The following is a 20,834-nucleotide window of genomic DNA, read 5'->3' as shown; positions in this document are numbered from 1 at the left end:
TGATTATCCTTTAAGATATTTTGTAATGAATGAGGAAGTTGCACGACTATCTTGAGCAACGGTTGCGCTTTTTGCGGAGTGGCGCTTAGCTGCGATCAGGTAGGAATCAACCGCTGTAATTGCGTCACGCCCTTTTGCTTTGAGGCCAAGCTTGCGAGCGCCATAATTAGCGACATCTTGCGTGGTCATGCTTGAGTGGTCAAAGGTGCCGATGACATTTGACAAACGGTTGGCCAACTTGTCACGATTGGCAATTTCAGACATCAATGACTTGGCATCCATACCAACCGATTTGCGCTTGGATTTAACCAGTTTAACGCCACATGTTTTAAGTGCTTTACGTAAGGCTGCATCCATGCCACTTGCTTTTGCAGTGTCATCGTCGCCGACAGCTTCATTGACAACCTCGTCGATGGCTTTGTCTTCATCTTCATCAGATGCAGTCTCATTATCATCGGTTGTAGGTTCATCTTCATCAGATGTTGTTTCGTCTGTATCCGACGCCTTTTCTTCTTCACAAGAGGCGGTAGGCTCTTCACCTTCGTCGCTAGTGGTTTCATCAGTGTCAGATGCCTTGTCGGCATCATCATCATTGGTTGCCCCATTCAGAGCGTCAACAACAGCTTGCTCATCCGCAGAAAGCTCATTGCCTTCCTCGACAGCTTTTTGGACTGCGGCAAGCTTTGCCAGCAATTCTTCGTTTTCCATGTTCTGCTTTTCCTTTGCGTCAACAGTTAATTTGAAATGGTCAAGGACTTTCACGTCCTTACCCATGCGGCCTTCATCAACCAGTGCTAAATGATTGCCTCTGATACGACGCTGGATTGCGTCATATTTTTCACCCTCGAAAGTGCCGGAGGTGAAGTCGTATTCACAACGATAGCCACATGACAGTTCGACCTTTCCGGCCTCTATCGCGTCGCGCAGTCGTTCTGAAAAAACCTTGATATTTGCTTTTAAATAAGGGGCTTCAAAAAACACATCCTCACCAATGACCCCGTCAACGCCCTTATCTTCCGGCGGTGTTCCACCAATGTCAGAACCAAGCATTTCATGGTCGTTTATCAACGGGAGGAGTTTAAAGCTTTCAATGGCTTCGGGGTCGCTCAGTTCTTCTGCTGGCCTTAGAACCTTGTAAATTCTATCTGGCTCATTTGCACCGATCTGCGCTCCTGAATATTCGAACACACCGACCTTACTGATTGGATTGCCTTTTACTTCAAACCAACCGTTTATGTCTTCTTTTCGTTTGCTCATTGATCTTCATTTCCATAACGAATGACTGGCACCATCCGGCAACGGCAATTAGGCAATTGGCCGGGTAAGCCTCTCTCGCCTGTCCGCTCGTCAATCACGGGTGGGTTGTCGATGTCGAATATTTGTCCGTCATATTTTTCGTGTAGTGGTCGCGGATGCTTGCCACCACCTGAATGCAGCCATTCAAACTGTTTGATGCCGAGGTCACTCATTCTTGTTTTATTGACGGCTGTCGTTGCCTTGCTCGTTTGGTCTCTTGCTATGAATGCCGCACGTTTTTTGGTGACAACGCCGAGGTCTTGTATTTCGTTAAAAACCGTCTCTGTGTCTCCACCGCCCGATTGAACAGAGCGCATGACAGCACCCTCAATCTTGCTGAAATAATCGGATGGTATTGTTTTGATTAAAGCCACACTCTGCTTTACAGAGGCACCGAGAGCCTCTTTTGTGCTTTGTGATGTTTTCCCAGTATTGAGGCTCAAACCGCCTGTGGCCACCTGTAGGGACGAATGAAGCATGGATTTTGTGCTTTTATCGACATTCTCCCCCATGCTTTCAGATATTGGTTTTGACAGTTCATCGAACCAGTCGTCAAATTTCTTGTGAAGCTTACTGAATAAACGCGATGCAGCAGTGCTGAATATATCGTCTTGTGTAAATACCTTCTTGGCAGATGGTTTTTTCAGTAAGGCTTTGAACTCTCGCTCAACCTCTTTTGTCATTTGCTCAATCATGTGCTCAAGTCGCTTTTGATACCTGATGGCCGCAGCATGATTGATATTAAGTGCGCTGCCTCTGAATGTGCCTTCACGATTATCAGCCCATGCCCTACGCTTGATTGTCAGCGGTGGGCGTGTGGCCTTAGACACTTGTGCCTCCTACAGTCGTTATTTTTTCTTCTGGAGGTTCAGGCATATCATTAGGCTGCTCAACAATAGGCAGACCAGCATATCCACTGTTGGGGTCTTTCATCAGTCGATCACGAACGTCCATGCCATCAATAGCGCCCGCATTCACAAGGTTGGCATCGGTTCGAGAATTGATCTCATTGATTTCAGCGTATTCCTTGGCGGTTGGGCTATCTAGAGCCTCCCAGTCGATTACAATTTCATGATTTTCTGCATTCAGACCAAACTTTGGTGCGATTTCAGAGCGCAATAGCAATTCATGATGACGCTCAACCAATGGTTCAAGATCATTCGTCTGAATGCTTTCCAGTTCTTCGTGATAGCTGCTTTCGTCATACTCACCCGTTGCATTAAAGCCCTTTGGGGTCGTGCCAAGTAACTTTGTGACGGGTATATTCGCAGCCGCCGCCACAAGCTGATATTGCGACATTGTGACAGTATCAACGTCACTTAGTGATGTTTCAAATTGCTGAACGGCATCATTGGTATTAACCAGTTTTGTCCCATAGTTGTCTCGGTAGTTTTGAAACACCGTCATATGTTCCAAAAAGCCTTCCTGATTGGCCATAATGCTTTGCAGGTCAGTGTTCCACACCATGAGACGCTTTGACATGGCCAGCAATGGCCCTTCATTGGCTGTACGCTCTGCGGCATAGACACGCTCCATGATACGCTGTGGTACTGGCACTCCACCATATTGATAGGCTGGCTTTAGAACGTCTGGCACATCGGAATTACGAAAGATGCAAAGATGTGTCCGGTGATAGCGCTTGTCTCGTATAGTCCAATACGTTGGCTCATAGAATGAAGCTGCCGCAGGATTGTTCAACGCCTCGTTGGTTAGCTCTGGAGAACACCAATACGGGTCTATCTGTCTAATGCCTCGATAGCTGCCAGCCGTAACACCATCTGGATTGTAAGGCTTAGCATAATAGTCAGGGTCATCACTATCAACTTCAAATAGAGCAACACGAATGCCAAAAACACGGCCAAAATGAACAAACTGCTTCATGTGATGGTCGAGACGGAAACGTTTGTTAGCCTTTGTGATAGCTTTTACGATGTCATTCTCTTCGCTGTTCTCATCGTCCGCTTGCAGGCCTTCAATTTCAATATTGAATCCGTGGCGGATAGCATCACGAGCTGGCACATAACATGCTTTATCAATCAACCAATGCTGCGCAAGCATGGCAGCCAATTGATGCCCTATGAAGCCTTGCGCTGCAAACCATCCCGTTAAAGCATCTGGATAGTTTGGCAGTGCGCTTGAGAAGTTGTCTTTTATGCCATAGCTAGCGTCATCCATTGCAATACCTGCCGGACGTGGCTGTATAGAAGAGATTTCGGCGATAGCATCATTAAGCGCACGGGCTGCTGCGCCTTTATCCATGTGCGTCAAAAATGGATATGATTTTTCGTGTCGCTCAATCTCTTGGGCAACCTGCTTTTTACTGAACGGCCACATAAAAACCTAACCTTTTTTAAGGAACACAAAGCCCTTGCGCTGAATATATCCATCAAGCGCATAGCGTATGGCATCAATGCCGTGGTTGTATTTATCGACAATGATCGGCAATACTTCCTCGGTCTTCTTGTCGACTTTGTAACTATAGAGCCGGAACTCTTGCGCCACATGAGTGCAGCGCGGATGAATAAAGATGTGCTTAAAGCCCTTCATGTGAGCAATGCCATCTTCAACGGAACCTTGCCACTTTTTCGCAGCCTTAATATTGAACCCTTTACCAGCCATGTGACTGATTGTTTCTGGACGTGCACTATCACCCTTGATCGGCCATTTACGCGCCTCTGGGATGCTATCGAATAGCTGCGGCAACTCATCAAGTTCGACACCATGCCCGAAGGCTTCATAATCAACATAAAGGCATTCGTCTTTTATCCAGCAGCGAATAAGTACATTCGGGTCATTGGCAAAGCCCCAGTCCGCGCCATATAGAAGCGTCGTTCCTTTTTCTGGTTCATCGAATGGCTCAACCGACACTCTGTGCCTGAATATCTGCGCATCCGAGACAGACCAATAATGCCCTTCCCATATGTGATCATATGTGTCTGGGTTGTCCTCAAGGTCGAATAGGCGTTCTTCCTCAAGTTCTTTCGGGAACCAAGGATTATCAGACCAGTTTGCTTCGACAACGGTTGCGTTATCTGGAACATGCTCCCCCCTTAGCAGTTGATCGACTGGGTCGTCTGGTGACATCGGGTTCCATGTGAACCAAAGTTCGGAACCTTTCTTACGGATGGTAGGTCGCAATAACCTTAATGAACGGGCTGAAAGTGACTGGGCTTCCTCAACCCATGCGATGTCATAACCTTCCAGCGACTTGATGCTTTCTGCCGTATGGTCTTGCATACCCTGAAAGATTATAAGCGAGCCATTGTGGCACCTGATTTCACGATCAAGCACATTAAAGCATGAGCCAAGCTGCAACTTTTTGATTTTATCCTCAAGTAAGCGCTTGACCGATTCCCTTATTGACTTTTGCACCTCACGGATACACACAATGCGCTTCGTATCAGATAAAGCCGCAGATATAACCTTTTCTGCAAAGTGATGTGACTTGCCTGAACCGCGTCCACCATACGCACCTTTGTAACGTGATGGGTAGAGAAGCGGTTCAAATACTCTCGGTGTTTCTATCCTTAGTGTCGATAATGACATGCTCTATTCGTCCAATCTGGATAGGGTCGCCATTCGGGCCTGATATTTCCTGCTTGTCTGTCATACCGAGATGATTTTTCGCTAAGAAGATGGCGGCTTGAGCATTTTTTTGGGATAGCTTGAATAGCGTCATCCTTAACGAGGCCTTAGCCTTACCATGCCCACTTTCAAACGCCTCTCTCAATTCAGGATGCCGTTTGAAAGATGCAATAAGCGTTTGACGAGACACATTAAGAAACCCCGCAGCATCTTCTTGCGTTGCAAAACAGGTGCCTAAGTTTCTTAACAATTCCAGATTTTTATCGTCCAGCTCTATAACTTGCTTTCTAGCCATTGTTTCAACTCATTCATTGTTTGTAGGCGTGTAAAGTTATTCAGGCTAATATGACTTCAAAACCATGCCATAATTATTCACATCTTTAGGGACTAAAATATCTTTTTTACGTATCAATTTGTTGCGTTTGAACGGGCGGTAATTGACATAATGGTGCCAACGGTTGAACTTCCAGACCAATTCAGAAACGTCAGGGTGCATTGCGACCTGCATTCGCGACTTAGGCATTGTGCCTTCGTGCGAATAAAAGTCCTCATGATTGCCTCCCTTAACAGTTTGGGTCGTAACTTTTCCTTGTAAAAAAGCATTAAATTGAATGGTACACAGTCCAGCTTTTAGAATACGCAAGGAAAGGTCTGTGTCTTCATTGTATCGTCCTCTCCATCGAAAAGGCAGATCATTTCGTATAAGATTGCAAGAGTAAATACGAGTGTTCAGAATAAGAGGTGGATGCTTGGTTTTTTGCGGAATAAACATGTCATAGTTTGGACCCGCCATTCCAACATTCTCATATCTCTCAACAAAATCCTCCATGCAGCGAAAGATTACACCATTCTCTACAATTATTTTTTGGTTTCTGTTGAACCGATAAAAATGCCTGATGTTATCATCCATCACCCAATGCCATTTAAAGCCATTGGACATAGAATGTTCCCAAGCGAAGTTTCTTGCCGCCCCCGGACCCTTACTCTTGGTGTCACCAAGATCATCAAACGTATCGTAATCTCGCTGATAAGTTTTATCGAGTACAAGAATTTTACGCTTATCAATAACCGCTGCATACTCTTGATATTCTTGTTCCTCAACAACGATGTAATACTGGGTATTCATTACCTCTAAGGCTTTGCTGGTTAAGCGGCTATCAGCTCGACCTTTTGAGACTATGTAAAGAGGATATTTAGGCTCCATCTGCCACATACCTCTTATCTCTAAGAACTGTCTTTTCTTTAAAAGGAAACCAGATATATTTGGTTTTGTCCGTTATCTGTTGCCCTATAATTTTAGCAAACTTTTGAACATCAGTCTCACTGTCAAAATGAACTTTGATTGTTCGCTTTGGCATCTTATCATCTTGAACAAACTCCGGCATTCCTTGCCATTCTCGCTCTGGGTCATCTACATCTTTTGGGGCACTCAATAAATCATCAAGATCAGGAAGACTAAAGCCAAGAGACGAGAAGTCATATTCAAGATCGTCTAAAAACGACAGTTCAAGCTTTAATAGGTCATCATCCCATTCGGACTTTTCTGCCAAACGGTTGTCAGCCAGCGTATAAGCGCGGCGTTGTGCCTCTGTCCATTTTGAGCAGTCGATAACTGGAACAGTGCCTTTTGGCAATTCTCGACCATCTGGTAGCTTGATTGTTTCACCATTGGCATAGATACGCTTTGCAGCTTCATATCGGCCATGACCGGCAGAAATAGCCTCTTTCCCTTCCAGAATAGGAACAGTGAAGCCAAACTCCCTTATCGAAGCCATAATCTGTTTAATCTGGCTATCTGAATGTTTACGGGCATTGTTTGCATACGGCGTTAGATCATCCAACGCCTTAATTTTTATTTTGATCTCCATAATCGTGCATTAACCATTTGTATGTCACAACAACGCCGCTCACCATCTTGTTTGGGGTGTGGAGCAGCGGTTGCGATGGTTATGCTTGTGCAACATCGGGCAGGGTGGACGCCAATCTCTCCTGCTGGTCTGAATTAACAGACCCAACCTCTATATCTGTATTTTAAAGAGCCTTTATCTTTTCAGGATGGAAGCCAGACCAGTGAATATCATCACCTGAAACAACCACTGGAACCTGACGATAACCAAGTGATTGCACATAAGCTAAAGCTTCGTCATTTTCAGACACATCAATAACCTGATATGCAACACCTTGTTGGTCTAAGGCTCTAAGTGTTGCGTTGCATTGAACGCATGAGGGCTTGGAATACACGGTTATCATGACGGCCTCTACTTTGTGATGCCTTTGACAGCCCACATCACGGCTTCTTCAATCTTGATCTTTGAAATGCTGTTTTCGCGGCTATCTTGAAGTGTTTCAAGACAATTGAGGAATGTTTCACCAAGTTCTTTGACTTGTCCAATTGATGCCTTTTCCGCATCTGTCAAAGTCCGGTATTGATGGCGCACTGTGCTATTCTCTGTCCGCTGGTCGCCGGTAGAAGGGAAGTTGTTTTGTTCTGGCATGATTGGTTTCCTTTATTTTGATCGGTTGTTTGTTGTTCCTGCAATGCAGAAAACCGCTGTTGATAAGCGGTATAAAATCCAAACATTTTTATTAAAAATATCGTGAAAAGTACTTGCGTAACCAAACAATGTTTGGTATATATAAACACATGGAAGCAATCAAGCTTTCATAAACAGAAAGGTGGTGAGATGCTTGAAACTCAGGAAGATTAGATTGAAAGTCAATTTATATTTTGCACATATCGAATTGATTATCAATTTCTAACAAAAGGGTGGGGCGAAAGCCCCGCCTACCTGAAAAAGCACTCACCACCTTTTAATGAAGGAATATAACATGAAACCCGAAGATTTCAAGCAATGGCGTAAACAAATGGGCTTCACACAGAAACAAGCCGCTGAAGCTCTGGACGTTTCAAGTGTTACCGTTGAAAATTGGGAACGCGGTCATCGCCTTGATGGTAAACCTGCACCTATTTCATTGGTTGTCGCATATACCTGCACGGCTATCTTTCACAAGATGAAGCCATGGGGCGCTGAATAATGCGTCTCTGCTTTGCCTTTCTTATCTGCCTGTTATCCTTGCCAGCCTTTGGAAAGGACTATCCTGACATAACCGGTCGCGCTTCTGTAGTGGACGGCGATACAATCGACATACAAGGCCGGCGCATTCGGATATGGGGCATTGATGCACTAGAAAGCCGTCAAACCTGCAAAGATAGCCATGGCAAACCGTATCGGTGCGGCAAGGTATCAGCCTTTGCATTGTCTGAATGGCTTGACCAGTCACAGCCTGTAACATGCAAACCAGAGTATAAAGATCGTTACAAACGCTTTGTCGCTATCTGTTCTCGATATGACGGCCAAGACATTGGTTCGTTTATGGTTCTGAACGGTTATGCACTTGACTGGCCTCGATATTCAAAAGGCACATACAAAGCATTTCAAAATAAAGCTATCCAGAATAAAGCCGGTGTTTGGCAGGGTGAGTTTACACTGCCTTGGGAATGGCGGCATAAAAGAAAACGATAATTTGTCTCTCACATTCTGCCGCAATTGGTACCTGCGAATGGATTTGAACCAATATCAACGCTGTTATGAGCAGCGGGCATTAACCGTTATGCTACACAGGTAAATAAAGCAAAAGCCACCGAGGATTACTCCTTGATGGCCTTTGAGCCCATGGCACGCCAATGGGTCGGTAATAAGCAAAGACTGTCATTATACCGACAGCCTTTGAACCTATAGCATCAATCTATAGGCCAGTTAAATATTGCAGCTTGCCAGATATTTTCATAGGCGTAATCCTAACCATAACGGATGCCTCTGGACGGTAGAGTTGGTTTACTCTTGCTGTTGACCGTGCGCTTAAGCCCCTTTCGGAGTTTGAATAGGCCACTATCCAAAATAAAGTAGTCGGACAGTTGGCAATGGTGGTAAAGGCAACCTCGTAAGGCTGCCTGTCGCTGGCGATCAACCCAGCCGCCCTTATTGGGACTTGAGTATGACACCGTTACCAGTGCATGAAGATTTCAAAAAACCGCTGACTTCTTTCCATGCGTTTTCAACGCTAGCAGGTTTTGGTTCATCAATAGGTTCACTCAAGAATAAACTACTAAACTGAAAAGCATTTAAGAAACCGCATAAGAAGAATTTATTCATTGGTCAAGCAACCTCTTGAAGTGCTGGTTGAATGGTTGGTTTTGCATCATCTGCCATCCAGTGCGTGACTGTTGCCATCTTATCAATTTGTATAACTGATTTGGGTAGAAGTTGCGACACCCTTTTCCAGCTAGGTTGTTGTAACGATTGAGCATTTTTAAATATATCAGCCGCTATATTCTGAATAATATCGTTTATATGACGTTCAGCCGTCCTACGGATTTGACCATTTTTCTTACAGAATTTGCCAAAAGAGCCAAACTTTTTCCGCGCACCTATGCAAAAAGCCCACGTACACAATAAAGGGCGGTGGTCGTCTGGCACATTAGGGAACCATTTATAGAATACTTCCTCGGCTCTTGAAATAGCCTTGGCGTCCGGTCTATATCTGTTTTTGACCTCATTATAACCATAACCGGAATCATGCGGACCAACATTGACCGGCATTGTGTCTGGCCAAAATGATTTCATCTTGGCTGGGAAGACACCATGTACATCAATATGAGCCATTGTTTCAGCAGCCTCAACAATACGAGCGCGAATAATCAGGCAAGCTTCTGAAAAGCGGACTGCATCCATATTCAGGCTGTTATAATAAACGCTGCTCTTGCTCATCTAACAATCCTTCCAGTTTTTCATAAATAAGTGTTCGCAATGTCGCTCTGACGGGCCAAGGACGACGCTTGACTGCTTTGCCGCGCAATTCCCCCAATGGGACTTGATCGAAAGCATCCAGAACATCGCCGCCTCTTTCCATCCAGTCAGGGCGCTGTTCAAATATGTCTGCAATGGCTCCGATTGTTTCACTCCATAATTCATCACGGTTGTTCTTGGTCTGCCTGATACAGCGGAGAACAAAGACCAGATAGCCGTCATCATGTTTGTTTCTGATCTCGTGCATTGTGCCACGCGCATGGGATTGAGCGGCCTCTCTACGTCTGTAGATAGGCACGAGTTTAATACCCAGACCATCGAGTAAGACATCAAGCTTTCCCTTGCTCAACTGGCTGTTCCTTTTGGAATAAGCGTTCTGCTTCTAATCGGTGCGGTGCGCTGGTATTTGGATTGTCCCACGATTGATAGTCACCGTTCATATAGTCGAGCAAATGACGCAAGCATTCAGCCGTTGCCTCTAACTCTGTTTTAAAGAGTTTGATCTTGCCGCCTTTATCAAGCACAGGTCGGCTCATACCGTTGTGAGCAAAACGCATCATGACACGCCAGCCAGCATAAGTTTTTTCGGGATAGGCTTTAAAACAGTTCATTTTCGCGCTCTTGGTATGTTGATGTGTAACGGGTGTATTGAGCTTCAAATTCTAAAGGTCGATAGATAGAAGGATCTCCGAATCGGACTTTCAGTGAACCTAGTTTTGAGCGGCCAGACCATTGTTCAAAAAATAGAAGCCGTTGTTCTCGTTTTTTCTCTGGCATGTTTCTCGACATAACCATGTCTTTGTATTTGTCTGGCCGATACAGATAAAGAATAGCGTCATAGTCTTCTTTGGCTTGTTCGCCGCCGAATAAGTCACCATCATAGGGTTGTGGATTCTCTCGACCTTCTTTCATGCTCTTGCGCTGCTGGATATTGAGCCAGACAAGGCCGTGTTCTTTTGCAAGTGATTTACACATGCCGCCTATTTCAGAAGCTATGCGGCCTTCATACGTGCCAGCAGTGATTGGTTGAACCTTTCTGACATGATCGAGAACGATCAAAGGAACTTTGTCGGACTTGTTCCACTTTAAAAAGCGTTTCACATAGGACGATATTTGAATGATATTTTCACGAGTGCAGTTCTTGACCTGTAGTGGCAGCTTTTTGATCTGCATAAGTTCTTTAAAATAGCTTTCTGTCTCTTGTGCTGTAAGTGTCTTGTTCCTGATACGCTTTCCATCTAGACCAAGACGCTGACAAGCAATCTGCATAATGCTCTGTTCTTCTGATTGGTCATAAGAAAGGAAAAACACCGGATGCCCGTTTGAGGCTGCATAATCCATGATCTGCATTGCTAGAGAGGTTTTGCCTTCACCAGATGACGAGACAAGGCCATAGAGGTTTCCGGCTTCCAGATCGCCGCTTAGAACATCTCGAATTTCAGGGAGAGGTAGGAGAATTGTTCTTGGCTTTTCCTTTTTCTCATACAATTTAATGAGTTTATCGGCTGTGCTGGATGCTGTACCGATTCCATCATTGTCTGGAGCATCGTCTTGAAGCTGATAGATTTCCTTCTCAATATCGGACAATAGTCCTTTGACTGGTTTTGAAGGCTCAATGTCATAGGCTTGTTCTTTAAGCCATTCACTCATGCCTATTAGTTTACGGCGTGTGGCCAGTTCAACAATAACACAAGCAAAGTCTTTGACATTAGCAACGGTGACCGCTTCTGTTGTAAGACGGACGATGTACTGAAAGAGAGACATTTCAGCAATTAGCCGATTCTCCACATAGCCTTTCAGCGTGATAGGATTGGCACTTAAACCGGCGTCAATCTGATCTTTAACCAACTTCCAGATTTCAGCGTGTTCACTGCTGCTAAAATGCTCCGGCTTTATGGTATTAGCTACGAGGTGATAAGCATCGTTATTAAGCAATACAGCACCAAGCAAAGCTTGTTCGGCTTCGATATTATAGGGTAGGGCGCGTTCTATAGGTGCCATAGCATTCATGCCGCCACCTGTTTATTTTGTCGCTGTCTTAATTCATGCTCAAATAATGTAAATCGTTGTGTTCCCGAGGCTGCAAACGCCACTCCGGCAGCTTCAGCAGCATCATTGTTGGCAACGTCAATTCTTAAAAACCGACATTTATCAATAGCTGCCTGTTTCCATTCCTTCCGAGTGAAGCCCTTTTTTCTTCCAAAGCCTAGAAAGCTTTTTCTCCAAGTTGTATCAGCAATTAACATATATGGAACATTATATCCCCGTAGAATAGTTGCCACACCATTTACTAACGAGTATGCCATAAAGGCAGCATGTGCATTTATGGTTTTTCCTTCGCTCGCAGCTTCGTCTATTCCTTCATCAAGAAGGCTTCCTTGTTTGTCTTTATTTTTTGGTTTTACATCATATTGTTGAACATGGTTGAACGGCGCTTCAATGGCTGCAAACTGTGGAAGTGAATTGTTGTTCTTTAAGGTAATCATGAAACGTCGAAAGAGAACGGATAATTCAACGCCTCTGTCAATTGGACACACAAACTCACCCTTCTTTTTAGGAGGTAACTTAATCAAACCGGTGCGCATGGTGGATAGAGGTTCACCTGATGAATAGAGCGCCCATCCGGTAGTTGTTGCTATATCAAGACCAAGGATAAGGGTCATTCCGCCGCCTCCACAATCTGCCCAATTTCAGCATCAAACTTTTTCAGATCGACAATCAGGTTCTTGGCTATTGTGCCGGTTCTTTCCCACGCTAAAACACGGCCATATATTTTGAAGTTTTCACTTTCTCGATATGTAACAACGCGGATGATCTTTTCTGATACTTTCCGGCTTCCGTCTGAATATTCATCAAGAAACCAGTCGCATTCGTACATGATCTTCATTTCATCAGATGGAACAAAAATATCAGACATGGCACGATAACCGCACACAAGGCTGGAGCCTGTGATTGTCTTTTCAGGTTGTTTTCTGGAGAGCCAGTTCATCGTCTGTCGCTCCACATGGAACAACAAAGATCCCACATTATCAAAATAAAAGGTGAGGCAAGGCCTACAATAATTAAAAGCCCAAACACCCATATTGCAATCAGCCCCAATAACTGTACGGAGAAATATATAAGATCACTCATGCGATTATCTCCAATGCTGGAACCTTGCCCTCGTAAAACATTTCAGGCGTATAGCTTTGTCCGACTGGTCCCCAGATATACCACGCATGATCTTCTGTGCCTGTCTCTCCATTACCCGCCCAAGAAATACGATCTATCAGGGCAATCTTCCCGTAAAAACGTGGATTATCTCTGAATAGAAATGTGCGTGTTTTGCCAAAATCGAATTTAGCCGTAAGCAGTAGCGCAACCCATCCGTTGCATATATTTAAGGCATGTCTGGCGAAACGAACTGCGTCACGATTGGATTTTCCATACGGCGGATTGGTTATGATTGCATCGACATAAGGAAGACTTTTGTATTCGAAGAAGTCATTAAGGTGATCGTGTTTGCGATCATAAACAGCAATGTCACTGGTGTGAACTATATAGCCATACTCTTTTAAAACATCAGCTATTAAATGATTGCCAGCGGCTGGCTCCCAGATGACGGAGTCATGGCTTGGCAAAATTACTCGCAACAGAGCCTCAGTTGCCCAAGGTTCTGTTTGATAAAGATCGTTTTCTTTTCGTGCATAATTTGAAGCGACTACGGTCATGCTACAGCCTCATTTTTTGAAGGCTCATAATGCTTGATTGCCTTAAGGTTGTTGGCGATAAGGTGTTCTGGCAGTTTTAATTTTTCTGCTATTTCAAACGTTGAAAGACCTTGCTGCCAGTAGCGATAAGCAGCCTCAACCTGATCTCCAATTAGCCCTTTGGTTTCATGCATCATGACGCCGATTCCCCATCATTGAATTGTTGGGGTTTCGATGTCGGCATCATCAGGGAATGGATCGTCTGAAAAATCGTCATCATCTGATGATGTGGCGTCCAGTTTTTCACGGGCAGAAAGAAAGTTATCAGCCAATTGCTTTTGACCTTTTCCCCAGCCTCGCAACCATGCCTCGTCTTCTTGGCTCTTTGCCTCATAAGGACTGATGCCTGTTTTGCCAGCTAGTCCAGCCAACTCACCTTCGGCTTCAATTCTTTCAAAGGCAGGAGCGCGATCAGTGAATAGATCAGGCTGATAACCAGATGTATAATTCAACCATGACAGCACTTCGCATTTGGATTTAACACCATCAACAACAAGCTGTTTGTCTTCCATTTCCATAGCTTTGACTGCAAAATCCATATCAGCGAGAACAATGCCATCGGCCTGTGCAGTTTTTCGAAGTGATTTGCGTTCGGTTTTAAGTTCATCAAGCTTAGCTTTAATAGCCAATTCTTTTTGTAAATGATGGAAGAATAACGCTTTGCGTTCGCCTTCTGTAAGTTCGGAATTGTGCCCCTTGGCTGTCATTGGTTCTCTCCTTTTGTGAATTTGAGGAACCACTCACCAGCTAGGCATGAACCATAACTCAACCAGAGAAAGCCGTTACCGATCTTCGTCAAAAGGTAGCTCAGGAGCAATCTCCAAAAGGGCAGCAACTTTCTTTTGTTGGATGTAGAGTTCGTGTTTGACACGGCTAAGTTCGTCCTCGTTGTGGCGCTCAAGCGTTTCACGAATACAATCCGCAATATCTGCCGGAACCCGTTTGATCTTCTTCCACCGGAGCCGTTCAACTGTCGTGACTGTTAAGCCTGTTAGTTTGGCAACAATGGAGTTTTGTCTTTTGGCTGAACCTACGCCGCCCAATACACGGACGGCAGAGGCCATTTCATCTCGAATAACTTCTACGCGGTACATTCCGTTATCCTTTACTCGGTACTCTGTACGGTCAGATTTCACGATTACGCCGTGGCTTTTCCTGATCGCACCCCTGTTTTTCCGTCTGTTGGAATCAAACCTCTGATACGGCTGGACGGGTCAACCGCAGGAGGTATTACTTATGAAGTTTCAGAATAGAGATCAGGACGCAGTTTTGAGCGATGAATGCCGGTTATACGTTCAATCTCTGTTAGCCGTGAAATTGGGATACGATTTCCCCATTGAGAAACGGCTCCTTTTGTTATGCCAAGTTGGCTTGCTAAATGAGAAAGAGGAATAACCTGCTTAATTGCTTCAACTCCGGTGACGTCCATATCAAAGTATCCTTTGTCTTTTTTATGGATGTATAGAATATGCTATACAATGTCAACAACAAACTAATCGTGCAACTAAACCCTTAGAATGATAAATGTTTAGCATGGAATTAAATGAACGAATCGCTAAGGCCCGCAAGGATGCCAATTTTACACAGTCTGCTCTCGCCGATGCTGTCGGGGTGACAAAGGGTGCTGTATCTCAGTGGGAAAAAGGACTTTCTCAGCCAAGAACTAATAAATTGGAGGAGATAGCAAAGGTTACGGGGGTTCCTGTTGATTGGTTTATTGAAGGTGTCATTCAAGATCAGTTTCCCAATCATCAGCCAAATGCAACGATATTGGGGCCTGTAGATTTTCCAAAAGGCAAAACAATTCCTGTCTACGGGCAGGCAGTTGGCGGTGTGAATGGTGAGTTTGAATTCAATGGTAACGTGTTGTTTGATGTTCTTTGCCCGCCGCAGCTTTCGCATATTGCTGGTGCTTATGCTATTCAGGTATCAGGTGAATCTATGTGGCCTCGTTATCGGGATGGCGAGATCGTCTATGTTGACCCTACGAGACGCGTGAAAAAAGGCGATTTTGTTGTTGCTCAAATAGTAGTCGATGAGCATTCAGAAAACCCGCAAGCATTTATAAAAATGTTTTGCCGTCACAATGCGGAAGAGCTTGTTTTAGAACAGTTTAATCCAGCTGGAGAACTTACATTTCCGCATGCACGAGTGAAGTCTGTTCATTACATTGCTCTATCTGGTGATGGGCTTTGATTATGTGAAAATTATTCCACATGATCTCTAAATCATAAACTATGATCTTATAAAAAAAAGAAATCAGTGATAGTTATTAAACCTTGTAGAACTTATATCTTTCAAGGTTTTGAAGGATGGTGAGGAGAGGGTTCTAGCCAAAGATACCCCCTACCCCATGAAAGAAATCAATCTCCCATAAGGCAGGGGTATCAATGGCACGTCTTGAAGGCCGGAGCCGGAGATGGGACGTAATGCCAGAGTGCCTTTCAGCTAACCCGACCTCTGTTTCTGATAGCACCGGAGGCCTTTCGATACCCGCGCTTGCAGTTTTCAATCAGCATGGGAGTTGCACCCAGTCACTGCGTGTTGTGTGTCATAACTATACATGAAAGTTTAGTTCGTCAATAAAAAGTTTAGTTTTAGCTATTGACATAGTTTAGTTAATACTATACATATGCCCTATACCGAGCACGAAGAAGCCTTAGCCGATCTGCTCAAAACAGGGGTGAATGATATGAGACATACCGTTGCAACTTTTGACGAAGTTATTCTTTTTGTAACAGTCCAAGCAGGTGAGCAATATAGCACACGCCAGCTTTTCCATAATTACGATCAACTATCTGCTTTGGTTGATGATCAATACGAGCCAGCAGAGATTGAGGATATTATCCGCATTGATCTAAAAACAGGCAAAAGTATTTCACTGGCCGACGATGTTGCAAAGGCATGGATTAAAAACCATGAAAGCAAACTGAATCCTGAAAGTGATGTTCCTGAATTCGTAAAAAAATCTGACGAATGGGAAGCCTTTGTTTCTGATTGGAATGATGAGGCTGCATCGGATTCTTATTTTGGAACATGCGAGCAGCAAAATCGCCTTTACTCTTCTCAAGTTCTTTGAGGAGGGCAAGCTATGGAACACCAGAACCTTCTTAACGCAAGATCATCCGCGTATATGCTTTGCGAATACTTGGATACAGCAATTCGCAACAATACCCAAGGTTATCCAGCATATGAACAAGCAGCATTAAACCGCGCTTACAAGGTTCTGGATGACATTGTGGCATCACTTAATGATCAAACTGAAATGGTGCCAGTTTACAAGTTTAATCAGAAGGATGTGGCGTGATGAAACAGGCGACAGCATCATTTGAAGAAATCATTGAAACCGTTTTGGCAAAGAGAAGTCTCGCTCAAGAATTTATGAGTGACGCATTGCACCACCGATCATTGGGTGACGTCTCGAGCTACAACGAGAATATATCCGAATACGCCAGAGTCATGAATGAAGTTCGCTTTGTTCTGGAGCAAGCAAAGCAATCCTTGATTGAAGAATTAGAAGTGTATGGGGAGGCTGCGTGATGGCTCGTAGTGACTCACAGATAAAGTTGAGATTTCCTATTGATATGCACCAACGTATCAAAGATCAGGCACATTTAAACAATCGTTCTATGAACGCCGAGATTGTCACGCTTCTTGAGGCGGCTCTTGAGGGCAAATTCAGCAATACTGATGACATAGCAGATGCAATCGCAGCCCGTGTGCTGGATGGCATGAAAGGCGGTGCGTGATGACACCTGAACAAGCAATCCAGACAATCGAGGAAAAGAACATGACTGATAAATTTCAATGGTGGAAGAATGCTCTAGCTGGAAACTTTGGCGCTATTCATGAAAATGAACCTCAATGCGGTTATTATCGTAAGCGTAAATTTAAAAACGGACCATTTGAACCAGTTGCAATCTGGTACGAAGGCGAGACACTTACAGCATTAAAAGGCAATGAAACAGTTGACCCGTTTGAAGTGTGGGCATGGGTTTGTCAGAACCCTGTATCTTATGAATCTTATAAAAAGGCTGCTGAAACCGGATTGTGGGATGATGCTCCAGCACCGGCTGGTCATAATAGCAACGCCGAAAATCCATTTGAAGCCTTATCCATGGAATTTGAAGATGATGCCGAGCAAGCGTCATTGTTATTGAAACAGCCGATTGAAACACAAGAGCAAGCCGATGTGGTTGCGGTGTGGTCAAAGCGACTTGCAGGTATTGCTAAGAAGGCAACAGATTTGCATAAGGTTGAAAAACAGCCTCACTTGGATGCTGGGCGTGCCGTCGATGATAAATGGCGAGACCTTAAAGAAAACCCAAAATTGCTTTCTGACAAGATGAAACGTCACTTGGACGAATGGTTGCGTAAAAAAGCAGCAGAAGAAGCAGAACGTCAAAGATTAGCGCGTGAAGAAGCAGAACGGTTGCGTTTAGAGGCTGAAAAACTAGCGTCTGAAAACAACAATGAATCGCAAGATAAGGCAGAGATTGAGCGGCTTAATCGACAAGCTGAATTGGCTGAAAAACAAGCCAAAGAAACAAATGCAGCAGCAGGACGTACAGGCTCTAAAGTCGCTTTACGTACTTTCGTATCAGCTAGAATAACAGACTATGAAAAGGCGTTTTTAGCTTTGAAAGATCATCCAGACATGAAGGCTCTTGTTGAGCAATTGGCTAATCGCGCCGTTCGTGCCGGTGTATCTCTGGATGGTGTTGAGCGTGTAGAAGAAAAGAGGGCAGCATAATGAGCCTTCATCATGCTATTACAGCCTTAGCCACTCTGAATAACATCAAAGCCCAACTTGAGATTGCTGTTGTCCGTTATAGTGAAGATGACAATAGGAGCGGTGACAGGGCGGTTGAATTGGCTGAACGTCATATCCCTGATCTTTGCCATCACATGCAATCAGCAAAGTCATTCAGTGACTTAATACCAGTTTACAAAACCAAACAAGTGGAGGCTGCGTGATGAAACGCAAACAAGTGCAGCTGTTGGTTACGGTTTCTTATCCTGAAAAGTTCGACTTTGATTGCCCTATGACGCTGCAAAAGGTCAAGCAGTATCTTCGACATTACGTAGAGGTTGGGAGTCGGCATGACAACGACTTGAAAATCAAAAAGATTGAGCGTCCCACCCGTAAAGCGGAGGGCAGAAAATGACTGACACATTCACGCATATAGGCGATCTAGCCTCAACAATTGTCAAAAAAACAGGTCGCGAAGAGATTAACTGGAGCGGAGAAAAGATAGCCGTTAATGGAATCTATAACCTTGTTCCAATTGAACGTTATCACAACGACATAAATCTGTTTGATGCTTTTTCTATTTCATCTTCTGGCCTACGCCAAGTTATTCGGCGGCCGTCCGAGTATTGGGCATATTCACCATACAATCCAGATAGATTTGAGAAAGAGCAAAAAGACAATCTTAATTTTGGCAAAGCAGCACATATGCTTTTGCTTGGTGAAGAGGGGTTTCACGCCAGCTATGCGCTTCGTCCCGATATCATTGCCGGTAAAGAATGGCATGGAAATAGAACGGCTTGCAAGGAATGGCTAGCCGAACAAAAAGAGGCTGGGAAGTCTATTCTCACGGAGGCTGATCTTGAGCATATCAAGAACATAGGAAAGAGCCTCGGTAAGCATCCAATTATCAAGCAAGGTCTTTTAAATGGACGTATTGAACGGTCGATTGTTTATCGTGATAAAGAGGCTGATTTTTGGATAAAGGCTCGTCCTGATGTTGTTCCAAATTCATCAGGTGATTTTGTTGATTTGAAAACAGCCAATGATGTTTCTACCGATGGAATATCAAAGGCAATCTATTCGCATGGCTATCACATTCAGGCGGCTGTTGTTCGCATGGCTATTCGTGAAGTTATAGGGGCAGAAGCGTTTCAATCCTTCTCATTTGTTTTTGTAGAAAAGACACCGCCCTATGACGTGCGAGTACTGCAATTGAAAGATGCCGACATTGATCTTGGCGAGCGGCAAGCAAGAAAAGCAATCCAGATAGTTAAGGAATGCCTGAAACGGCATGAATGGCATGGCTATGACGGATTCAGCCCTTCAGTTGATTGGATTGAAATGCCGTCATGGGCGCGAACGAGACTTGAAACAGATTTAAACAATGAGGAAAGAGCAGCATAATGAACCAGTTGGTTGAACAGACGGCATCGGCAAAAAGCGTAGCAATAAAAACGGGTACAGGTGGTTCAAAGATTGCCCCGAGCAATCTTAGTGAAATGATGCGATTTGCAGAAGTTATGAGCCAATCAAGTGTAGCCCTTCCAGAATATTTAAGGGGGAATTATGGGGCTTGTCTTGCTGTTGCTATGCAAGCAATGGAGTGGGAAATGTCACCCTTTGCGGTGGCTTCAAAATCGTATCAAGTCAAAGGCGCCATTGCTTATGAGGCACAGCTTATCGCTGCCGTAGTTAATACACGCTCTGGCATTAAGGGGCGCTTAAAGTATGAATACAAGGGTGAGGGGACTACTCTTGTCTGTAAAGTATCAGGTGTTTTGGATGGGCAAGAATGTGAATATGAAACACCACCAATGGGTAGCATCACAACCAAGAACAGCCCTTTATGGAAATCAGACCCTAAACAACAGCTTGGATATTTTGCCGCCAGATCGTGGGCGCGTCGTCACTGTCCAGAAGTAATATTGGGTGTTTATGATCGTGATGAGGCCACGCAGATTGTTGATGTCACGCCGCAAGATAATAAACCAACAATTTTAGGTTCTTTGGCTGCAAATAATCCCACGCAAAGCGATGAAGGTTTTGATCTTGAGCATGTTACCCAAGAGGCTGAAATACTCACTGGTGAGCAATTAGAACAGAATGCAGATGACGAGCGTCCCCCTGTCTCGTCAGATGTAGAGGGCGGTGACAGCGGTACTGATGCCGCCCTCAATCAAACACCAAATGATTTTGATGAAGCTGAATGGTTCAAATATTTTGCAAAGGGAATTTTTGCAGCCATCGGCCCAGAAGTTGAAGTCGTAACAAGACAAGGAAAAGCACTGTTTGATGAACGTGTTTCTGAAAGTGGCAAAACCAGAGCGCGGAACATTGTTAAACATGCACAGGCGGTATGTCGGGGTGAAATTGAAACATCTGATGTGATTGGCCTGATCTCCGGCTTGGCGAATATGGATGAAAAGGAGTTGGAAGCATGAACATTTTGAAACGTATATTTGGTTTTGGAAAAAGCAACAAAGCAACGATTGCAGTTGATGCCGATGAATATGTCAACTTGCAACAGCATTTGAAAGCTAGTCTTGCGAGGGCAAGGCGGGATAAAAAAGCGACCCGCTCTTGGGAGAAGGCTTTGAGTATATCTAACAACATGAAGCTTCGGGCTGAATTGTAGGGCGGGGC

At 44.4% G+C, this 20,834-nt stretch carries 33 protein-coding genes and 1 tRNA gene; 13 read left to right on the top strand and 21 right to left on the bottom strand.

Annotation, left to right across the window (positions count from 1 at the left end; translation table 11 throughout):
* Positions 1-3: 3 nt before the first annotated feature.
* The 9 genes from ACYZ97_RS08420 to ACYZ97_RS08380 form a co-directional block, all read right to left on the bottom strand.
* Positions 4-1,257 carry a DUF2213 domain-containing protein gene (locus ACYZ97_RS08420; protein ID WP_473298115.1) on the bottom strand — a complete coding sequence of 418 codons (1,254 nt, stop codon included), beginning with the start codon at positions 1,255-1,257 and terminating at the stop codon, positions 4-6.
* Complete coding sequence (locus ACYZ97_RS08415) at positions 1,254-2,126, bottom strand: phage head morphogenesis protein (protein ID WP_473298114.1); 873 nt, start codon at positions 2,124-2,126, stop codon at positions 1,254-1,256. Before ACYZ97_RS08415 ends, ACYZ97_RS08420 begins: the two co-directional genes overlap by 4 nt.
* Positions 2,119-3,630, bottom strand: a complete 1,512-nt coding sequence (locus tag ACYZ97_RS08410) for a phage portal protein (RefSeq protein ID WP_473298113.1) — start codon at positions 3,628-3,630, stop codon at positions 2,119-2,121. The genes ACYZ97_RS08415 and ACYZ97_RS08410 overlap by 8 nt, the downstream gene beginning before the upstream one ends.
* 6 nt (positions 3,631-3,636) lie before the next feature.
* Entirely contained in the window at positions 3,637-4,842 is a 1,206-nt protein-coding gene (locus ACYZ97_RS08405; protein ID WP_473298111.1) for a PBSX family phage terminase large subunit, read from the bottom strand.
* Positions 4,799-5,176 carry a hypothetical protein gene (locus ACYZ97_RS08400; protein ID WP_473298110.1) on the bottom strand — a complete coding sequence of 126 codons (378 nt, stop codon included), beginning with the start codon at positions 5,174-5,176 and terminating at the stop codon, positions 4,799-4,801. Before ACYZ97_RS08400 ends, ACYZ97_RS08405 begins: the two co-directional genes overlap by 44 nt.
* A gap of 45 nt (positions 5,177-5,221) precedes the next feature.
* Positions 5,222-6,094: a GREB1-related protein gene (locus ACYZ97_RS08395; RefSeq protein ID WP_473298108.1), complete on the bottom strand. Its 873-nt coding sequence runs from the start codon at positions 6,092-6,094 to the stop codon at positions 5,222-5,224.
* On the bottom strand, positions 6,075-6,749 hold the full coding sequence (locus tag ACYZ97_RS08390) for a ParB/Srx family N-terminal domain-containing protein (RefSeq protein WP_473298106.1): 675 nt from the start codon (positions 6,747-6,749) through the stop codon (positions 6,075-6,077). The genes ACYZ97_RS08395 and ACYZ97_RS08390 overlap by 20 nt, the downstream gene beginning before the upstream one ends.
* 163 nt (positions 6,750-6,912) lie before the next feature.
* Entirely contained in the window at positions 6,913-7,131 is a 219-nt protein-coding gene (gene nrdH, locus ACYZ97_RS08385; protein WP_473298104.1) for a glutaredoxin-like protein NrdH, read from the bottom strand.
* 8 nt (positions 7,132-7,139) lie between these two features.
* Positions 7,140-7,376, bottom strand: coding sequence for an Acb2/Tad1 domain-containing protein (locus tag ACYZ97_RS08380; protein ID WP_473298103.1), 237 nt, complete (start codon positions 7,374-7,376; stop codon positions 7,140-7,142).
* A 334-nt stretch (positions 7,377-7,710) separates the two neighbouring features.
* Between ACYZ97_RS08380 and ACYZ97_RS08375 the strand changes: the two genes are divergently transcribed.
* Positions 7,711-7,917: a helix-turn-helix domain-containing protein gene (locus tag ACYZ97_RS08375; protein WP_473298102.1), complete on the top strand. Its 207-nt coding sequence runs from the start codon at positions 7,711-7,713 to the stop codon at positions 7,915-7,917.
* Positions 7,917-8,405 carry a thermonuclease family protein gene (locus tag ACYZ97_RS08370; protein ID WP_473298100.1) on the top strand — a complete coding sequence of 163 codons (489 nt, stop codon included), beginning with the start codon at positions 7,917-7,919 and terminating at the stop codon, positions 8,403-8,405. The genes ACYZ97_RS08375 and ACYZ97_RS08370 overlap by 1 nt, the downstream gene beginning before the upstream one ends.
* Positions 8,406-8,430: 25 nt before the next feature.
* On the opposite strand, the gene ACYZ97_RS08365 is transcribed toward ACYZ97_RS08370, so the two are convergent.
* The 12 genes from ACYZ97_RS08365 to ACYZ97_RS08310 all read right to left on the bottom strand — a co-directional run bounded on the left by ACYZ97_RS08365 (position 8,431) and on the right by ACYZ97_RS08310 (position 14,867).
* A tRNA-Ile gene (locus ACYZ97_RS08365) sits at positions 8,431-8,506 on the bottom strand.
* A 532-nt stretch (positions 8,507-9,038) separates the two neighbouring features.
* Positions 9,039-9,650, bottom strand: a complete 612-nt coding sequence (locus tag ACYZ97_RS08360; RefSeq protein ID WP_473298099.1) for a DUF6362 family protein — start codon at positions 9,648-9,650, stop codon at positions 9,039-9,041.
* Positions 9,625-10,038, bottom strand: a complete 414-nt coding sequence (locus ACYZ97_RS08355) for a hypothetical protein (RefSeq protein ID WP_473298098.1) — start codon at positions 10,036-10,038, stop codon at positions 9,625-9,627. Before ACYZ97_RS08355 ends, ACYZ97_RS08360 begins: the two co-directional genes overlap by 26 nt.
* Positions 10,019-10,300 (bottom strand): hypothetical protein, encoded by a 282-nt coding sequence (locus ACYZ97_RS08350; RefSeq protein ID WP_473298097.1) that lies wholly within the window; start codon positions 10,298-10,300, stop codon positions 10,019-10,021. The genes ACYZ97_RS08355 and ACYZ97_RS08350 overlap by 20 nt, the downstream gene beginning before the upstream one ends.
* Complete coding sequence (locus tag ACYZ97_RS08345) at positions 10,287-11,699, bottom strand: replicative DNA helicase (RefSeq protein ID WP_473298095.1); 1,413 nt, start codon at positions 11,697-11,699, stop codon at positions 10,287-10,289. Before ACYZ97_RS08345 ends, ACYZ97_RS08350 begins: the two co-directional genes overlap by 14 nt.
* Positions 11,696-12,352 carry a hypothetical protein gene (locus tag ACYZ97_RS08340; RefSeq protein ID WP_473298094.1) on the bottom strand — a complete coding sequence of 219 codons (657 nt, stop codon included), beginning with the start codon at positions 12,350-12,352 and terminating at the stop codon, positions 11,696-11,698. The genes ACYZ97_RS08345 and ACYZ97_RS08340 overlap by 4 nt, the downstream gene beginning before the upstream one ends.
* Entirely contained in the window at positions 12,349-12,678 is a 330-nt protein-coding gene (locus ACYZ97_RS08335; protein ID WP_473298093.1) for a hypothetical protein, read from the bottom strand. The genes ACYZ97_RS08340 and ACYZ97_RS08335 overlap by 4 nt, the downstream gene beginning before the upstream one ends.
* 139 nt (positions 12,679-12,817) lie before the next feature.
* Positions 12,818-13,399 (bottom strand): hypothetical protein, encoded by a 582-nt coding sequence (locus ACYZ97_RS08330; RefSeq protein ID WP_473298092.1) that lies wholly within the window; start codon positions 13,397-13,399, stop codon positions 12,818-12,820.
* Positions 13,396-13,575 carry a hypothetical protein gene (locus ACYZ97_RS08325; RefSeq protein WP_473298091.1) on the bottom strand — a complete coding sequence of 60 codons (180 nt, stop codon included), beginning with the start codon at positions 13,573-13,575 and terminating at the stop codon, positions 13,396-13,398. Before ACYZ97_RS08325 ends, ACYZ97_RS08330 begins: the two co-directional genes overlap by 4 nt.
* 15 nt (positions 13,576-13,590) lie before the next feature.
* On the bottom strand, positions 13,591-14,145 hold the full coding sequence (locus tag ACYZ97_RS08320; RefSeq protein ID WP_473298090.1) for a hypothetical protein: 555 nt from the start codon (positions 14,143-14,145) through the stop codon (positions 13,591-13,593).
* A gap of 75 nt (positions 14,146-14,220) precedes the next feature.
* Positions 14,221-14,532, bottom strand: a complete 312-nt coding sequence (locus ACYZ97_RS08315; protein WP_473298089.1) for a hypothetical protein — start codon at positions 14,530-14,532, stop codon at positions 14,221-14,223.
* Between the two features lie 140 nt (positions 14,533-14,672).
* Positions 14,673-14,867 carry a Cro/CI family transcriptional regulator gene (locus tag ACYZ97_RS08310; RefSeq protein WP_473298088.1) on the bottom strand — a complete coding sequence of 65 codons (195 nt, stop codon included), beginning with the start codon at positions 14,865-14,867 and terminating at the stop codon, positions 14,673-14,675.
* 95 nt (positions 14,868-14,962) lie between these two features.
* Here ACYZ97_RS08310 and ACYZ97_RS08305 point away from each other — a divergent pair, with 95 nt between their 5' ends.
* From ACYZ97_RS08305 to ACYZ97_RS08255, 11 genes are all read left to right on the top strand, one after another.
* On the top strand, positions 14,963-15,634 hold the full coding sequence (locus ACYZ97_RS08305; RefSeq protein ID WP_473298087.1) for an XRE family transcriptional regulator: 672 nt from the start codon (positions 14,963-14,965) through the stop codon (positions 15,632-15,634).
* 496 nt (positions 15,635-16,130) lie between these two features.
* Positions 16,131-16,517, top strand: a complete 387-nt coding sequence (locus ACYZ97_RS08300) for a hypothetical protein (RefSeq protein ID WP_473298086.1) — start codon at positions 16,131-16,133, stop codon at positions 16,515-16,517.
* Positions 16,518-16,529: 12 nt separating this feature from the next.
* Entirely contained in the window at positions 16,530-16,745 is a 216-nt protein-coding gene (locus tag ACYZ97_RS08295) for a hypothetical protein (RefSeq protein WP_473298085.1), read from the top strand.
* Positions 16,745-16,978 carry a hypothetical protein gene (locus tag ACYZ97_RS08290; protein ID WP_473298084.1) on the top strand — a complete coding sequence of 78 codons (234 nt, stop codon included), beginning with the start codon at positions 16,745-16,747 and terminating at the stop codon, positions 16,976-16,978. Before ACYZ97_RS08295 ends, ACYZ97_RS08290 begins: the two co-directional genes overlap by 1 nt.
* The gene (locus ACYZ97_RS08285) at positions 16,978-17,187 is read left to right on the top strand and encodes an Arc family DNA-binding protein (protein ID WP_473298083.1); all 210 of its coding nucleotides are present in this window, start codon (positions 16,978-16,980) and stop codon (positions 17,185-17,187) included. Before ACYZ97_RS08290 ends, ACYZ97_RS08285 begins: the two co-directional genes overlap by 1 nt.
* Complete coding sequence (locus tag ACYZ97_RS08280) at positions 17,187-18,191, top strand: hypothetical protein (RefSeq protein WP_473298082.1); 1,005 nt, start codon at positions 17,187-17,189, stop codon at positions 18,189-18,191. Before ACYZ97_RS08285 ends, ACYZ97_RS08280 begins: the two co-directional genes overlap by 1 nt.
* Complete coding sequence (locus ACYZ97_RS08275) at positions 18,191-18,415, top strand: hypothetical protein (protein WP_473298080.1); 225 nt, start codon at positions 18,191-18,193, stop codon at positions 18,413-18,415. The genes ACYZ97_RS08280 and ACYZ97_RS08275 overlap by 1 nt, the downstream gene beginning before the upstream one ends.
* The gene (locus ACYZ97_RS08270; protein WP_473298079.1) at positions 18,415-18,606 is read left to right on the top strand and encodes a hypothetical protein; all 192 of its coding nucleotides are present in this window, start codon (positions 18,415-18,417) and stop codon (positions 18,604-18,606) included. The genes ACYZ97_RS08275 and ACYZ97_RS08270 overlap by 1 nt, the downstream gene beginning before the upstream one ends.
* Positions 18,603-19,595 carry a PD-(D/E)XK nuclease-like domain-containing protein gene (locus ACYZ97_RS08265; RefSeq protein ID WP_473298078.1) on the top strand — a complete coding sequence of 331 codons (993 nt, stop codon included), beginning with the start codon at positions 18,603-18,605 and terminating at the stop codon, positions 19,593-19,595. Before ACYZ97_RS08270 ends, ACYZ97_RS08265 begins: the two co-directional genes overlap by 4 nt.
* A complete protein-coding gene (locus ACYZ97_RS08260; protein WP_473298077.1) occupies positions 19,595-20,632 on the top strand; it encodes a recombinase RecT in 1,038 nt (345 codons plus the stop codon). Before ACYZ97_RS08265 ends, ACYZ97_RS08260 begins: the two co-directional genes overlap by 1 nt.
* Entirely contained in the window at positions 20,629-20,826 is a 198-nt protein-coding gene (locus ACYZ97_RS08255) for a hypothetical protein (RefSeq protein WP_473298076.1), read from the top strand. Before ACYZ97_RS08260 ends, ACYZ97_RS08255 begins: the two co-directional genes overlap by 4 nt.
* Positions 20,827-20,834: the final 8 nt, after the last annotated feature.

This window comes from Bartonella sp. bp_1 (assembly GCF_055808085.1).
This window is presented reverse-complemented; position numbering and strand designations above follow the sequence as displayed.